Genomic DNA, 16,135 nt, shown 5'->3' with positions numbered 1-16,135 from the left:
ATTTTTTGTGCCCTATTTATTCATTATATGTATCATAAGAAATCCTTTCAACCAATTTTACCCAGAACATTCAAGGCGACCCTTTCACAGATCGCCTTTTCCCTTATAACGTCACACCTGACTTAAAAATCGCGAGCTCTCGAAAATCGTTTTTTTCGTTATTGACAAACTCACCGCTTGCGACTTGTATGATGTATTGAATAAAATCTCTTAGAATATCATCCTCTGCTGTTTGTTCTTCTGTTAATTGGCCTGCATTATAGTCAATCCAATGGGGTTTTGATTGGTAAAGGTTTGTATTCGTTGACACCTTTACAGTCGGAACAAATGTGCCGAAAGGTGTGCCTCTCCCGGTTGTAAACAGTACGATGTGGCAGCCTGCTGCGGCGAGTGCTGAGGAAGCGATTAAATCATTGCCGGGCGCACTAAGCAGTGTCAGTCCCTTTGTTTTCAGTGTTTCGCCATATGCCAGTACATCAGAAACAGGTGAAATTCCGGCTTTTTGTGTGCAGCCAAGCGACTTGTCTTCAAGCGTTGAAATACCGCCTTCCTTGTTCCCGGGTGACGGATTTTCATAAATCGGCTGCTCGTGCTTTATAAAATATTGCTTGAAATCATTGATCAAGCGGACCGTTTTATGAAACACTTCTTCGCTGGCCGCCCGCTGCATGAGAATCGTTTCAGCGCCGAACATCTCAGGCACCTCAGTCAAGACGGTGCTTCCTCCCTGTGCAATCAAGTAATTTGAAAACCTCCCTAATAAAGGGTTTGCAGTAATGCCGGAAAAACCGTCAGATCCGCCGCACTTTAAACCTATGCTCAATTCTGACAGCGGGATATCTTCCCGTTTATCCCCTTTCGCTGCTTGATGAATCTCCTTTAAGAGCGCAGCACCTGTCTCGATTTCATCTGTGACAGATTGTGATTCGAGAAATTTTACCCGTTCCCCGTCTATCTCTCGGAGCGCTTCTTTTATCGCCGACAGCTCATTATTTTCACAGCCGAGCCCCAATACAAGCACACCGCCGGCATTGGGATGGCGAATGGCGTTTATTAGGATTTGTTTCGTATTCTCATGATCATCGCCAAGCTGTGAGCATCCGTATTGATGCTTTAATACTAAAACATTATCAAATGGCGCAATATCTCCCGCTTCCTTTACGAAGCGCTGAATGATTTTCTCGGCGACGCCGTTTACACAGCCGACTGTGGGGACAATCCACAGTTCATTCCGCACGCCGGCAGTGCCGTTTTCTCTTCTGTAGCCTTTAAATGTCCGGTTTTCATTTGTAAAGGGATTGTCTTCGAAAACCGGTGTGTAGGCGTATGTCTGCACATCAGATAAATTTGTTTTTACATTATGGACATGAATATGCTCGCCGATTGAAATGCGTCTTGTCGCGTGTCCGATCGGAAAGCCGTATTTGATAATGCCGCTGTTTTCTTCTATTGTTTCAAGAGCAATTTTATGCCCCCGTTTCATATCGTCTTTCACTTCAATGACCAGACCGTCTATATGAAGCATTTCCCCTTTTTTAATATCACGCAAAGCGAGAAGCACATTATCGTTTGGATGAATTTTCATGATCTCTTTCATTTGACACTCCCCTTTTCATACAGCACTCTTTTAGCGCATATTCCATTCCCCGCTCATGAATGGTTCTGAGGAAAAAAGCAGTACGTTCGGTCAGTTCCGGAAGATCATTCAGATTCATTCCCCATAGGCGCTCCTCACCTAAAATTGCAGCAGAGGCCTGAACCATATCCTCTTTTTTGGCGGACCAAACCGCTTGAAAGAAAGCAAGGACATCCGCATCGTCCTCCGGCTCATACCGGCCGTTCCAATATGAATAAATGAGAGCGCTTAACGCAAACACCAGCCGCTCCGGAAGACGGCCCTTCTGTTTGACATAGGCCTGAAGCGTCGGAAGATTTCTCGTTTTGAATTTGGACACGGCATTGAGCGATATACTTTGTAAATAATGTTTTAGATATGGATTTTTAAATCGGTTTAAAACGTCCTCCGCATATGGTGTAAGTTCCTTCATATTTAACACAGGGAGAATTTCTTCACTTATCAGCTCTTCGACAAATCGGCCGGTCACATTATTTTCTGCAGCTTCCCGAACGGTGTGTAATCCGTATAAAGAGGCAACCGGCGCCATTGCCGTGTGGGCGCCGTTTAAAATTCTGACCTTTTTCGTCCGGTACGGAGTGAGATCACCGGTGATAATCGCGTTCAGCCCGGCGGCGGCAAAAGGGAGTTCATTTTGAATATACTCAGGCCCCTCTATCACCCATAAGTAATATTGCTCGCCCGCCACAAGCAAACGGTCTTCATATCCGAGAGAAGCTGTGAGCTCCTCCGAGGCGCCGACAGGAAAACCGGGAACAATCCGGTCTACTAAGGTATTACAAAAGAGGTTTGCATAATGAATCCAATGTGTAAAACCTTCCTCCAGCTTCCACAGCTCAGCATATTGAAGAACGGTTTCCTTCAGTTTCCGGCCGTTTTCTTCAATCAGCTCACACGGCAGCACTATACAGCCTTTTTCAGCATCGCTTGCAAAAGCCTTGTAACGAAAATAAAGAAAAGCCGTTAATTTCCCAGGGAATGTTTTTTGCGGCATATCCTCCAAACGATCCCCTTCATCAAATGTAATGCCGGCTTCTGTCGTATTTGAAATAATAAAACGCAGCTCCTCCGCCTTTGCCAGCCGTTTAAATGATGCATAATCAGAAAAAAGATCAATGCCCCGGCTGATGGATTTTACAATCGTATGTTCATTTACGGGTTTTCCATCCTTCATTCCCTGCAAAAAAAGCGTAAACAAACCGTCCTGCTCGTTTAATATTTTAATTTTTCCAGATCCCCTCGGCTGAACGGCGACAACGCTGCCGTTAAAATCCGTCAATTGATTCAATTGATCAATCTGCCAATCCGCAAAAGCCCGCAAAAAGTTGCCTTCCCCGAATTGAAGAACTTTTTCCGGATATTGAATGAATTCCTTACACAGTGTCTTATTTAAACGCTGCAAGCTGTTCGCCTCCTTCACATTTTTGCACACGTTAACATTTTTCAGTGTGGAAAACCGAGGTGTATGCATACGGGTCATTGCTCAAGCTTTCTAACAGAATCCCTTATCATAACCTCGGTATTTTCATAGATTTTTTCCGCCGCCATGCTCGGATCAGCGATCAGCGCTAAAATCTTCTCGGCGCCGAGTTTACTGATGTTTTCAACGGGCCGCTTCACTGTTGAAAGCCTTGGCGTCATGTATTGGGAAATGCCGATGTCATCAAATCCGATGATCGATATGTCTTTGGGAACCTGCATCCCTATGGCAAAAATCGCATTCATTGCCCCTATGGCCATGTCATCATTTGAACAAAAGACAGCCGAAGGAGGAGATTGAAGAGACATTAGCTTTTCCATCGCCTGATAGCCGCTTTCCATATCATAACGCCCTTTTACACTGTATTCCTGCTTGATCGGAACATGATGACGGATCAGCGATGACAAGTAGCCTTCTTTTCGCTGCTGGGACGATTTAAATCCTTCCTTTCCTTCAATAATGGCGATGTCTCTGTGGCCATTTTCGATCAGGCAGTCAACGGCCTGCATGGAGCCTTCTTTATCGTTTGATAAAATATTGGTGATGCTCCTGTCATCAATATCCCTGTTCAGCACAACGAGCGGGATATTTTTTTCGCGGATATGATAAATAAAAGAATTATCGGTATCGCTTTGGCTCATTAAAATGATGCCGTCGTATCTCATAGGGTTGATAGTGTCATAGCTTTTAAGATCATCAATGCCGCGGACGAACAAATTGTATTCCTCGCTGATGACGCGGTTTACCCCTTTTATGGTGTCGGAAAAGAAGCTGTGTGAAGTTCCGTTTGTGATGCTTGTAAAAAACAGTCCGATCGTATGAGATTTTTGCATGGCAAGGCTTTTCGCATTGACATTGGGTGTGTAATTCAGCTGTGCAGCAAGCTTTAGTATTTTCTTTTTTGTATGTTCCTTAATGTAAGGGCTTCCATTAAGCGCCCGGGAAACGGTAGTGTGGGATACATTGGCTAGTTTTGCGATATCTTTTATGGTTACCATCGGTTTTCCTTTCTCCATCGTCATCTGACATTTATTTCTATTGTACCATTAATGGAGGGCCCTTAAAATCACAAATGATGAGGTTTGGCGCTGTTTAACTCCTGAACGAGTTCTGCGTGCTGTTTGTCTGTCAGTTTATACATGAAACCGATGATCAGCATGGCGCACAGTAAAGCGGCAGCGGGATATAAAAGCAGCAGGCCTTTTATTCCTATTAAGGTGCCGGCTGTTTGGGAGACATTTGGGACGTAGCCGATTAAGCTCAGCCCAACACCTGAAAGAAAACCGGACAAAGATTGGGCCAGCTTTCTTGAGAAATTAAACAGCGAATAGGTGGTGGCTTCTTTCCGCTCGCCCGTTTTCCATTCGCCGTAATCAATAATATCTGACACAAGCGCCCACGTGATGCCGTTCGGAATGCTGATGCCGATAAAAGCAATGCTCGCTAAAATCGTAAAAACGTATACATTTGCCGGCAGACAGAAATTCACTGCATCAGCGGCGGCACTGACGGCAAAACCGATGATTACCGTTTGCTTTTTTCCAAACCGTTTGACAAGCTTCGGCAGAAACAGAACGCCCAAAAAAGAAGATCCGATAATTATAAAACTCATGTAGGACATAAGCTCTGCGTTGTGAAGATTGTACTGCGCGAAATACACAAGCATTGCTGATTTAATGTTATAAGCCGATATCGAAAAAATCGTCATAAAAACGACTGTCAATAAAGGTTTATTGCCGATAAAGCTTTTTAGAACGCCCCCCGCAGACAGCTTTTCCTTCGGGGCGTCGCGGACGATGATTCTTTCTTTACAATTTCGATAACAGATCATAAAACCTGCGATCCCGATGACGGCCATCATCCCCATGACAGCGGGGTATCCGATGTGAATGTTATCGAATTGAACGAGGATCGGGATAACGATGACACTCGTAATCAATAGCGCCCCAAGCGATCCGATCTGCCGAAATGCGGAGAGCGCGGTTCTGTCCTCCGCATCCTGTGTAATGGCGGCGCCGAGTGACCCGTACGGGATGTTGACGAAAGAATAGGCGACACCCCAAAGCATGTAGGATGCATAAGCATAGACGAGCTTCCACGTTACTGACACATCCGGTGAGACAAAAATCAATACGGTCAGGATCGCAAGAACAATACTTCCGAATAACAAATACGGCCTGAACTTCCCCCTCGGACCGATATTTTTTCTGTAATCAATAGCCGAGCCGACAATCGGATCAGTTACAGCCGCGAACAGCTTGCTGACTAAAAATATACTGCCGGCGAAGGCTGCCGGGATGCCTGCAACATCGGTGAAAAATTTCAGCAGATATATTTGCCCAAGGTCAAACATAAATCCGTTTCCGAAATCTCCGAAACCGTAGGACACTTTTTCCTTTAAGCTCAGCTTATGTCCTTTCACTTCTGCGGGTGATGCTGCAGCGACAGGCACATTATTCATAAGTCACCTCTCCGGTTAAATTTTAAAAACCGAAATATTCCTGTGCATTCCGGCAGCAAATTCCCTCGACAATTCCCCCTAAAAGCTCCATATCGTAAGGCGCTTCCCCATTCTCTGCCCAGGTGCCGATCAGGCTGCAGACAATCCGCCTGAAGTATTCGTGGCGTGTATAGGACAAGAAACTTCTTGAGTCAGTAAGCATGCCGATAAAGCTGCTGAAAAGCCCTGTATTTGATAATGCTTTCATCTGTTGCAGCATTCCGTCCTTCGTATCATTAAACCACCAAGCTGTGCCGAATTGAATTTTCCCCGGCGTTTTTCCATCCTGAAAGCTGTTCATCATGCTGGCAATAATATAGTTATCGTTAGGATTCAGTGAATATAAAATGGTTTTTGGCAATTGCTGTTTCATTTCTGCGGAGTTTAGAAGCTGTGCCAGAGGTTTTGCGATATGTTCATCATTTATCGAGTCATAGCCTGTGTCAGGACCGAGGGTATTGAACATTCTCGTATTTGTGTTTCTTAATGCGTTGATATGAAACTGCATCGCCCAGTCCAGTTCAGCGTACAGACCGCAAAGAAATTGCAGCGTCCATGTTTTAAATTTCATTTCGTCTTTAAAAGACACATGCCCTCCGCTTAATCCGGCAGCAAAAATGCCTGCCGCTTCGTCTTCGGTTGTTTCGGCATATACCATTTGATCTAAGGCGTGATCGGACACCCTTCCGCCGGCAGCATGGAAAAAACGCACACGTGATTCTAACGCTTCTAAAAACGTTTTATAGGAAGTGATGGAGATTCCCGCAGCTTTCTCAAGCGCCTTAACCCACTCGGCAAAACCCGGCCGGCTGATCTCGAGCCCTTTATCCGGGCGGAATCCCGGTAAAACTTTTACAGGGAAATCGCTTTCTTTTAACAGCATATGATATTCCAGCGAATCAACGGGATCATCTGTTGTGCAAATGACTTTTACATTCGATTTTAAAATGAGGTCCCTTGCGCCAAAACCTTCTCCTTGCAGCAAGGCGTTCGTTTTTTTCCAAATAGAGTCGGCTGTTTTTTCATTCAGCACGTCATAAATGCCGAAGAAATGCTGCAGCTCTAAATGAGTCCAGCTGTACAGCGGGTTTCCTATTGCCATCGGCACTGTTTTTGCCCAAGCCGCAAACTTCTCTTCATCTGCAGCGCTTCCGGTAATGAAGCGCTCCTCAACACCATTCGCTCTCATGAGGCGCCACTTGTAGTGATCACCGTAAAGCCATGCCTCCGTAATCGTAGCGAATGTTTTATTTTCATAGATTTCCTTGGGGCTTAAGTGACAGTGATAATCAATAATCGGCATTCCTTCCGCATATTCTTTGTACAGTTTGACAGCGGTTTCATTATCCAGTAAAAAATCGGTTCCCATAAATGCTTTCATCTTCTCACCCTTTCTAATAATGTTAACGTTAACAAAACGATTCCTTTTCATTTTATCTTTCTCTTTTTCATATATCAATCACTTTTATTTGATTTTTCAAAATAATCCATCACCTCTTATTACAGAAAAAAAAGACATTGCCGTCAGGCTCTGAATTCAGAGCGCCGGGCAATGTCTTTAAACAACTAAAGGATTAGTAAGCGAGACTGAATAACCCTTTAATATGTGTTAAGTAACGTACGTTACTAGCTTCTTTCATTAAAGATGCAGGAAGGCCTTTCAGCGGAGTAGAGTTCGCTCCAATAATGGCAACAGCGTCTTTACGGCCGAGGCTTGCAAGCGTACCAGAGTTTACAGGCTTGAATGTTTCAAGCGTTTTTCCTTCTAAGTAAGCGAATAGGTTGTAACCGATCAGCTCACCCATTTGCCAAGCGATTTGCGCTGTCGGCGGGTACGGACGGCCGTCCGGTGCGAAGTATACCGCGCTGTCTCCGGCAACAAATACATCTTCGTGAGAAGTAGATTGTAAGAAATCGTTAACTGTCGCGCGTCCGCGGTTCACTTCAAGACCTGATTCGCCGACTAATGGGTTTCCTTGTACGCCGCCTGTCCAGACAAACGTGTTAGCAACGACTTTTGATCCGTCTTTCAGATCAATTACGTTTCCTTCAACATTTGTAACAGGAAGACCTGTTAAGAACTCAACGCCGCGTTTTTCAAGGCTTGCTGTCGCGCGTTCGATAAGATCATCCGGAAGAACAGGAAGGATTTTCGGACCTGCTTCAACCAATTTCAGTTTGATTTCTTTTGGATCTACGCCGTATTTTTTCGCCAGGTTCGGCATGATGTCAGCAAGCTCACCGACAAGCTCGACGCCTGTTAAACCGCCGCCGCCGATAAGAATTGTTGCATCAGCTTCGTTTTTCGTTTTAGAGTACTCACGCACACGGTCTTCCACGTGATTGTAGACTTTATTGGCATCAGCCGCAGATTTCAGCACCATGCTGTTTTCTTCGAGGCCAGGAATGCCGAAATAAGCCGTCACTGAACCAAGACCGACAACAAGGGCGTCATATGTTAATTTAGAACCGTCACTAAGCGCAACTTCTTTCTTATCAACTGAGAAAGAGCTGACTTCCGCGATTTTAAGATCAACGTCCTTACCTTTTAAAAGTTTTTCAAGCGGCATAGCAACCGCTTGTTCAGATACGTTTCCGGCTGCAAGACGGTGCAATTCCGTAATGATTTGGTGAGTCGGGTATTTGTTCACAACGGTTACACGGGCTTCATCTTTACTGTAATGTTTGCGAACGGTTAGAGCAGAAAGAATTCCGCCGTAACCAGCGCCTAAAATGACAATATGTTTTGACATCGTATATCCTCCGTCCTTTATATCAATTTGTGCGGTAGTTGATTATTTTTGTTTTTCAGACATGATTTGCAGGTAGCTTTGAGCAAAACGGAAAAGCTTTTGCGCCTGTGGGTCTTTCAGCATTTTCAGCAGGCCGAAAATTCCGATCACTTCATTGCTTGCATCCGCGCGGTCTTTTGCTTCGATCGCAGTAGCAGCCACTTCTTTCGCTGTTTCTTTCACAGGCTCAAGAATTTCTGTAAGCGCACCCACTGTATCGCTCTTCAATACTTCGTCTGTCGCTACAGACTGTGCAAAATCGTAAGACTTCGTTAAAATATTAACTAACTCAGTCAGTTTTGGAAGCTGGTCTACTAAAGCAGTCAGTGATTCTTGAACTTCCGGTTTTAACAGCTGATCAATGAGATCGCGTTGGCCTTGGCTGACAGATTCATTTGTTTGATCGATTGTTTCTGGCATATCCGATTCTCCTTTACTATAAGCAGTATGCTGATTTTTTTGGAAAGGGTAGCCTTCCCCATTTCACGCAGAAAGCATGAAAAAACAGGATTGTGAATTCATGCACAATCATTTACAAAAATAAATGTTTACTACCCAGTTTTTCACTTTGCCATATTCAGTATTATTTTTATATCAACAAAAACAATTGAATAAGTCAAAATTCCTTTTTCCTCTCTGAAAATAGCAAACATAAAAAACCCCAATTTGATTTACTTCTATATGATAACACTTTTTGAACAAAATTTGAACGTGAATTGTTTCGTTTATGAAATTATTTATATGGAGGCAGAGTTATAACGTTTCTTTGACACTATTTTTTTACAGGCAATCCGTTTCTCTCCTGTCATTTGTCCCAAATCTCTAAAAGCGGCGCTTTATGTCCCGTAAAAGGGTCATGCTTCGGAAGCGGGACGCGGCTGATTTCTTTTACTGCGCTTTCACTTTTTTCTGTTTTTATATCATACTTCCGGCCGCCGGGATAAGCACCCATAACCGTAAAATCAGAACTTCCGGTCATTTTTTTGTGGCCGGTTCCGGCAGGAATGACCGCAGCATCTCCCGTTTGAACGCTGATATCGGTTCCGTTTTCGCCTCCGAATCTCAAAACAGCGCTGCCTTTTATCGTAATAAGAACTTCATGAGTTGTGCTGTGAAAATGATGATAAGGAAATACACCTCCCGTCCAGCTGTTTGACCAGTCATGTTGACGGAGGATTTTCTCCGCTTTCTTTACCGTATCACCATCGAAGATCCCTTTATAAATCACAAGCGGGAGCTCGGGGTTGTTCGGGATGCGTCCGTCATCTTCAAAATAAAATGTTTGGATGTCCTCTTTCTGCATGGTATCACCTCCGTACTATTTTGTATTCCACAATTCTTCGTCGGTTAAAACGCTATTTTTTGATATTCCATTGCGAAGCATTCCGGTGAATAGTATAGTATAAAAAATAATGTGCCAAAATGAGGGATTTTAATGAAAGCAATTGTGCTCGGAATATTGTCATCTCTGTTTTTTGCAGTTACTTTTATTTTAAACAGGGCAATGGAGCTGTCAGGCGGGAGCTGGATGTGGAGCTCTTCCCTGCGCTTCATTTTTATGGTTCCGTTTTTATTTATGATTGTTGCGGCAAAAGGGAAATGGGGGCCGCTTTGGCTTGAAATGCGGAGCAAGCCGTTTTTTTGGCTGAAGTGGAGCTTTATCGGTTTCGTGCTTTTTTACGCACCGATTACCTTTGCGGCAGCTTACGGCCCCGGCTGGCTCATCGCCGGCACGTGGCAGATTACGATTGTCGCCGGAGTGCTGTTATCTCCTTTTTTCTATGAGAAAAAAGATTCACCTGCCGGCCCAATTTTTGTTAGGCAAAAGATTCCTCTTATCTCACTTGTTACTTCCGTCATTATCTTGATCGGAGCCGGGCTGATTCAGCTTCAGCATGCTGGCTCACTATCGGGCCGCACGCTTTTATTCAGTGTTGTGCCAGTCGTGATCGCAGCTTTTGCCTATCCCCTCGGCAACCGCAAAATGCTTGAACAATACGGAGGAAAACTCGATACGTTTCAGCGCGTGCTCGGCATGACGCTTGCAAGCCTTCCTTTCTGGCTGCTAATCGCAGCTTTCGGATGGCATTCAGACGGTCTTCCGGCTCCGGGCCAGACGTTTCAGTCCTTTATCGTCGCTGTCAGCTCAGGAATTATCGCGACCGTTTTATTTTTCCGGGCCACTGACCTGGTAAGAAACGAGCCGCAAAAACTTGCCGCTGTCGAGGCGACGCAGTCGGGCGAGGTTCTTTTCGCTCTGATTGGCGAAATCGTCTTTTTATCCGCGGCTTTCCCGTCACTTCTTTCTTTTGCCGGGTTATTCATTATTATTGCCGGAATGGTTATGCATACTTTCGCTTCCCATCAACCAAGTCCGAAACCTGCGGAGAAACCGTCAGCCAATCTCACAGAATCCTAATTTTTTTAAAAGAGCCGTTTCCATACGGCTCTCCTATGAAAGGTGTAATACTCTATGAATGAAGAACACATTCCCGCAATTTCTTTTCTGTCAGTCAATAAAAGCTACGAACAAAACGATACCCGCTATGACGTACTGCGCGATGTAACAGGTCATATTCGAAATGGCTCGATAACGGCCATCATAGGGCCGTCGGGTTCAGGGAAAAGCACGCTGCTGTCGCTGTGCAGCCTTATGAATTCACCGGATAAGGGCGAAGTGCTTGTATTCGGAAAAGAGGTAAGGAATTGGGATATCAAAGAGCTCAGAAAAACGGCCGGGCTTGCTTTCCAGTCTGCTCCTGTCATAGAGGGTACGGTGCGGGACAACCTCCTGCTCGCGGAAAAGCTCCATCAGACACAGGCTTATACACCTGAAGAGCTTGCCGATTTTACAGATCTTCCTTACGAGCTGCTGGATCGAAACGCAAAAGAATTGTCAGGCGGACAGCGCCAAAAGCTTTCATTAGCCAGAACGCTTGCGAATCCGCCGTCCATTTTGCTGCTGGATGAAATCACGTCCGCTTTAGACCCTGCATCGGTTCTCGTGATTGAGAAACTTATTACGAGCTGGCATCAGCAAAAAAAGCTGACTGTCTTATGGATTACCCATAACCTCGAACAAGCCGAACGGATATCCGATACGATATGGTTTATGGCGGAAGGGCGGCTTTTAGAAACCGCAGACACCGAAACATTTTTTAAAGATCCGAAACACGAAGCGGCCAGAGCGCTTTTACAAGGGAGCGGCCGATAATATGGATTATCTTTCTCTTTTATTTACCAGTGTTTTTGTCATCATCGCTTTATTTTTATCTAAATCTTTTAAAGCCGGCGTAGAAAAGGATATGATCATCGCAACCGTAAGGGCGGTAATACAGCTTTTAATTATCGGTTATATCCTATCGCTGATTTTTCACGGCGATCACCCGGTGTTTATCATTTTAATGGTGCTTCTCATGCTTACTGCCGCCTCGCAAAATGTCGTGAAACGAAAAAAAATGCAGATCGGCTCATTTTGGCGTGTTTTCCTGACGCTGGCTATCGTAGAAATTGTAACACAGGGAATTTTATTGGCCCTTCACATCATTCCTTTCACCTCACGATATGTCATCCCGATAAGCGGTATGGTGATCGGAAATTCTATGGTGCTGTCGAGCTTGTTTTTAAACCGCCTCGGATCAGAGGCTGAAATGCGGAAAGAAGAGATTCAATTGGTTCTTTCTCTTGGCGGAACACCTAAGCAGGCAATCCGGCACATTTTAACGTCGAGTATGAAGCTCAGTATGATTCCGACGCTTGAAAGCCAGAAAACATTAGGCCTCGTCCAGCTTCCCGGCATGATGACGGGACAGATTTTAGCCGGCGCAGATCCTATACAGGCGGTGCGCTTTCAATTGCTGATCGTTTTTACGACCATGGCCTCCGCCCTGCTGACATGTGTCATATTAAGCACCTTGACTTACCCTTCCCTTTTCACAGCTCACTGGCAGTTAAAAAAAATTCAATAGGAAAAGAGCAGGCTCTTTCCCTATTGAATCATCAGGAGTTGAGAGATTCATAGTAACGGGACAGCTCGATAATCATCGCCCCCATCCGCTCAATTTCCGGAGCAAGGAGCCTCATTATCCCTTCATCGCGAATGGCTTCAGCGGTCACTTTTCCGACAGCCGCAGCCAGAACGCGTTCTTCGAATACTTGTTTTATTTCATTGGCTATCCCTTTCTCTCTTGCATAATCAAAAAGGGAGCGCACTTGAATGGCTGTCGTAAAACACACCGCGTCAATTTCATGGTTCATCAGCTCCCGGCACAGCTTATCAACGGTTTCCCTTTCAGGCGGAATGTGCTGATAAGGCAGGATAGGGAAAACCTGCGCTCCCTTTCCCTCAAGAAAATCTGTTAACACAGGTGCTTTCTCACCATGGAGCTGTATCATTACCTTTTGCCCTTGGAACTCAAACCGCTCCAGAGAACGGATCAGCCCTCTTGTTGTTCCGTCTTCATCTGAAGCTGACGGTGTCATGCCGAGTTTTTTCAGAGCTGCAAAGGTTTTATAGCCTCTGCAGCCTATTTTTGCTTGTTGGATGGCCAGCAGAAACTCTTCTTTCAGACCGATTTTTTCTGAAACTGATCGTAAGGTTTCCATTCCGATTCCGGTTGTAAATATGGCCCAATCTGCTTTTTCTTTAACAAATCTCCGCACATCGGGTTCAATTTGTTCTTCGGCCAGGTACACGGTCCCTTGGAGGGAGCGGATAACTGCGGTGCCGCCTTGTTTTTCAATTAATGTGCTGATTTCTTCTGTTTTCCGCGAACCGCCGATTGCAATCCGCTTACCGTTCAATCCTTTTCCCATCGCTGTACTCCTCTTCCCTTCAGATGCCGGACAGCCGCTCGGTTTTTCTGAAAACTGGCCATCCGATTCTCTCTCAATTTTGCTCATCCATTTCTATTGATGATATCATTTATTTTTACGCAATCGTGAGGGAAAATCAAGACAGCCCCCGTTGAATCCCGCATGCGGTTGCTGTATGATTAACCGCAGAACGATTAGATTGGCGGAGGGGTTTTCAATAATGGAAACGAAAAAAGAGTTTGAAACAAAAGGGTATGATACATCAGTGATTTATGAGTTTAACGAATATCCTGACGCGCATAGCGGACGCTGTGATAATTGTGACTATACACTGTTTAAAAGCTCGGTAAAAGGCGGAAAATTTTTGCGGGAATGCCGGAGATGCGGGATGAAGAAAAACATTTAACAAAACAGGCAGCGGAATCTGTCCGCTGCCTGTTTACATATCAATTTTCCACAACCGCCTCTTTTATAAAATCTTCAATTGCGGCTGCAGCCTGTTTAGCGCCGCCGGTTTCTTCAATTTTCTGCTGCATGTTTTTCACCCGGCTGAGGATGTTTTTATCTTGGTAAACCTTCTGAACGTCTTTTTGCAAACGGGACACACTGACCTCTTTCGGCGGCAGATGGACACCGAGGCCCAGTTCATCTACGCGCATGGCGGTTACCTCTTGTTCTTGCATTTGCGGAACCACAACGAGCGGGACACCCGCATTCATCGCTTCCATCGTACTGTTCATCCCGCCGTGAGAAACGAAGAGCCGGGCTTTTTCCAATATATCAAGCTGCGGGACGTGCTGGCGGATGATAAAGTGATCAGGCACATCGGTAAAGCTTTCCGGATCAATTGATGTGCCGACTGACATGACGACACGCCATTTTGAATCCCGAAATGCGTCAATGCACATTTGATAAAATTCAGGCCATGCATTAAATGCCGTTCCGAGTGAAATGAGCATAAGCGGCCGGTCATCGGCATTCTCAAGCTCCAGACTTCCTGTATTTGTGCGTTCACCAAGAGACGGGCCCACAAAACAGAAGCTGTCATCAAAGGTTTCTTGTTTCGGCTGAAATGCCCTCGGCATAAAGACGATATTCAGTTTTTCAGGCTTAAAGAATTCTTCCATGGTCATATGTTTCACTTGCTCATTTTCGACCTCTTCCTGATACTCCTCTATCGCTTGTTTTGCCGCTTCAATTATATTTTGGTCTTTTTTTATTTGAAAATGCTCATTCATCGCATAACTCGGGCAGAATTTCACAGCCGGAATGCCGCATTTGTCGGAAAACAATCTTCCGGAAAGAGCGAGAAAATCATAAAGAACGGCGTCGGGGAGATCATCTTTGTACAGTTCTTCCAGCTGCGGGAGCACATCAGCCGCTTCTTTCAAAAACATCACAAAGGCATCGCTTTTATTCACCTGCTCTTTTATTGTCTTAGGGTCAGGCTTAATGCTCGTGCGGTATAAAACCGGGACGGCGCCGGTTTGTGAAACGGCATGTGCGAAGTCCTCCGTCGTAGCATATGTAACTCTATGCCCTAGTTTGACAAGCTCCTCCGCTACCGGCAATGTGGGATTGACATGGCCGTGAGCGGCCACATTGATAATGGCAATGTGATTTTTTTTCATGGTTTTCTTCTCCCCTATTTTAATTTGTCTTAAGTTCAAATGCTGTTAAGCCGTACATGACGCTGTTTTGAATCGGCTCAATCCGGACGGGCTTCAGCTTGTGATATGTTTTTAAAAGCCCTCTCAGCGCGACTTCTGCTTCCAGCCTGGCAAGCGGCGCGCCTAAACAAAAATGAATGCCGAATCCAAAAGAAAGGTGCGGATTCGGTTGACGGCGGATATCAAACACTTCGGCATGCTCGAATTTCTTCTCATCACGATTTGCAGACGCAATATAACCAAGAACCATTTCCCCGCTCTTCAAGAGGCGGCCGCTCAGCTCAATATCGTGTTTGACCGTTCTCCGGACAAACGGAGCGGGAGCGCGAAAACGCAACGTTTCTTCAATGACCAGCGGGATGAGCGAAGGATCCTGTCTCAGCTCTTCGTAAAGTCCCGGTGTTTCTAATATGCTGTATACCGTATTGGAGATGAGATTGGTCGTTGTTTCATTTCCCGCCACCAAAAGCAAGGTGCAAAACGGGATCAGATCTTCTCCTGAGAGCTTTTCTCCTTCCGCTTTAATTAAAATAGAAATAATATCCTGGCCGGGCTGTTTTCTTTTTTCTTCTATAATCCTTGCAAAAAATGAGGCCAGTTCCCGCTCACATTGATCCCGTTCTTGCTGATTCACTTTCGCCGCTTCAGGACTGTCATCCTTAGGCGTGCTGACAAGAATGTCCGACCATTCTTTAAATTGGTCCATATGCTCGGACGGAACACCCAATAACTCCGAAATCACGATGACCGGCAAAGGATAAGATAAATCTTTCACAATATCAATGCTTCCCCTGCCCTGTGCCTGTTTCAGCAGGTCATCGGTGATTTGCTGAATTCTCGGCTCCCATTCTTTCAAAACCCGGGGAGTAAAAGCGCGATTGACGGCTGATCTGATACGGGTATGCTTTGGCGGGTCCATATTCAGAATGGAATTTCCGATCGAACTGGTCATTTGCGGCATATAGCTGGAGAATGCCTCTTTATCACCAATGACTTTTTTTACATCATCATACAAAAACACGCTCCATACCTTGTTTTCTTCATCAAAATGAACGGGGTTTTCCCGCCTCATTTCTTCGTACCACGAAAAAGGGTCATATGCGTCTAGGCCGTTCTTTCCTTTCATCAGGGTTCTCTGGATCGCTTGTCTCGGATTCTTAAGCTTGCTCATGTTTTCTCACTCCTGATTGTGTCAATTTTTGAACTTTTGACGCCTTGATTTTTATCGTAGCACATCTTTTC

At 45.1% G+C, this 16,135-nt stretch carries 15 protein-coding genes; 4 read left to right on the top strand and 11 right to left on the bottom strand.

From position 1 onward, the window contains the following. Window positions 1-103: 103 nt before the first annotated feature. The 8 genes from KY305_RS13670 to KY305_RS13635 form a co-directional block, all read right to left on the bottom strand. On the bottom strand, window positions 104-1,597 hold the full coding sequence (locus KY305_RS13670; protein ID WP_223063002.1) for a UxaA family hydrolase: 1,494 nt from the start codon (window positions 1,595-1,597) through the stop codon (window positions 104-106). Further along, a complete protein-coding gene (locus KY305_RS13665; protein ID WP_223063001.1) occupies window positions 1,563-3,038 on the bottom strand; it encodes a tagaturonate reductase in 1,476 nt (491 codons plus the stop codon). Before KY305_RS13665 ends, KY305_RS13670 begins: the two co-directional genes overlap by 35 nt. 74 nt (window positions 3,039-3,112) lie before the next feature. After that, window positions 3,113-4,114, bottom strand: a complete 1,002-nt coding sequence (locus tag KY305_RS13660; RefSeq protein WP_223063110.1) for a LacI family DNA-binding transcriptional regulator — start codon at window positions 4,112-4,114, stop codon at window positions 3,113-3,115. Window positions 4,115-4,182: 68 nt separating this feature from the next. Next, a complete protein-coding gene (locus KY305_RS13655) occupies window positions 4,183-5,577 on the bottom strand; it encodes a glycoside-pentoside-hexuronide (GPH):cation symporter (RefSeq protein WP_223063000.1) in 1,395 nt (464 codons plus the stop codon). A 22-nt stretch (window positions 5,578-5,599) separates the two neighbouring features. Next, window positions 5,600-6,997 (bottom strand): glucuronate isomerase, encoded by a 1,398-nt coding sequence (gene uxaC, locus KY305_RS13650; RefSeq protein WP_223062999.1) that lies wholly within the window; start codon window positions 6,995-6,997, stop codon window positions 5,600-5,602. A 193-nt stretch (window positions 6,998-7,190) separates the two neighbouring features. Further along, the gene (locus KY305_RS13645) at window positions 7,191-8,369 is read right to left on the bottom strand and encodes an NAD(P)/FAD-dependent oxidoreductase (RefSeq protein ID WP_223062998.1); all 1,179 of its coding nucleotides are present in this window, start codon (window positions 8,367-8,369) and stop codon (window positions 7,191-7,193) included. A 42-nt stretch (window positions 8,370-8,411) separates the two neighbouring features. Beyond that, the gene (locus KY305_RS13640) at window positions 8,412-8,828 is read right to left on the bottom strand and encodes a helical membrane plugin domain-containing protein (protein ID WP_061523191.1); all 417 of its coding nucleotides are present in this window, start codon (window positions 8,826-8,828) and stop codon (window positions 8,412-8,414) included. Window positions 8,829-9,213: 385 nt separating this feature from the next. Further along, window positions 9,214-9,711, bottom strand: a complete 498-nt coding sequence (locus tag KY305_RS13635) for a cupin domain-containing protein (protein ID WP_223062997.1) — start codon at window positions 9,709-9,711, stop codon at window positions 9,214-9,216. A gap of 132 nt (window positions 9,712-9,843) precedes the next feature. On the opposite strand from KY305_RS13635, the gene KY305_RS13630 reads away from it, so the two are divergent. From KY305_RS13630 to KY305_RS13620, 3 genes are read left to right on the top strand one after another with little or no spacing between them, the layout of a single operon-like run. After that, window positions 9,844-10,827 carry a DMT family transporter gene (locus KY305_RS13630; protein ID WP_223062996.1) on the top strand — a complete coding sequence of 328 codons (984 nt, stop codon included), beginning with the start codon at window positions 9,844-9,846 and terminating at the stop codon, window positions 10,825-10,827. A 54-nt stretch (window positions 10,828-10,881) separates the two neighbouring features. Further along, window positions 10,882-11,622, top strand: coding sequence for an ABC transporter ATP-binding protein (locus KY305_RS13625; RefSeq protein WP_223062995.1), 741 nt, complete (start codon window positions 10,882-10,884; stop codon window positions 11,620-11,622). Window position 11,623: 1 nt separating this feature from the next. Beyond that, entirely contained in the window at window positions 11,624-12,376 is a 753-nt protein-coding gene (locus KY305_RS13620; protein WP_223062994.1) for an ABC transporter permease, read from the top strand. Between the two features lie 31 nt (window positions 12,377-12,407). Here KY305_RS13620 and KY305_RS13615 read toward each other — a convergent pair whose 3' ends face one another. Further along, window positions 12,408-13,223 (bottom strand): uroporphyrinogen-III synthase, encoded by an 816-nt coding sequence (locus tag KY305_RS13615; protein ID WP_223062993.1) that lies wholly within the window; start codon window positions 13,221-13,223, stop codon window positions 12,408-12,410. Window positions 13,224-13,443: 220 nt separating this feature from the next. Between KY305_RS13615 and KY305_RS13610 the strand changes: the two genes are divergently transcribed. Next, complete coding sequence (locus KY305_RS13610) at window positions 13,444-13,629, top strand: DUF8096 family protein (RefSeq protein WP_053573476.1); 186 nt, start codon at window positions 13,444-13,446, stop codon at window positions 13,627-13,629. Window positions 13,630-13,669: 40 nt separating this feature from the next. On the opposite strand, the gene KY305_RS13605 is transcribed toward KY305_RS13610, so the two are convergent. Both KY305_RS13605 and KY305_RS13600 read right to left on the bottom strand, forming a co-directional pair. After that, entirely contained in the window at window positions 13,670-14,854 is a 1,185-nt protein-coding gene (locus tag KY305_RS13605) for a macrolide family glycosyltransferase (RefSeq protein ID WP_223062992.1), read from the bottom strand. 19 nt (window positions 14,855-14,873) lie between these two features. Beyond that, window positions 14,874-16,064, bottom strand: coding sequence for a cytochrome P450 (locus tag KY305_RS13600; RefSeq protein ID WP_223062991.1), 1,191 nt, complete (start codon window positions 16,062-16,064; stop codon window positions 14,874-14,876). Window positions 16,065-16,135: the final 71 nt, after the last annotated feature.

The organism is Bacillus sp. YC2 (genome assembly GCF_019891195.1).
GTDB lineage: Bacteria > Bacillota > Bacilli > Bacillales > Bacillaceae > Bacillus.
This window is presented reverse-complemented; position numbering and strand designations above follow the sequence as displayed.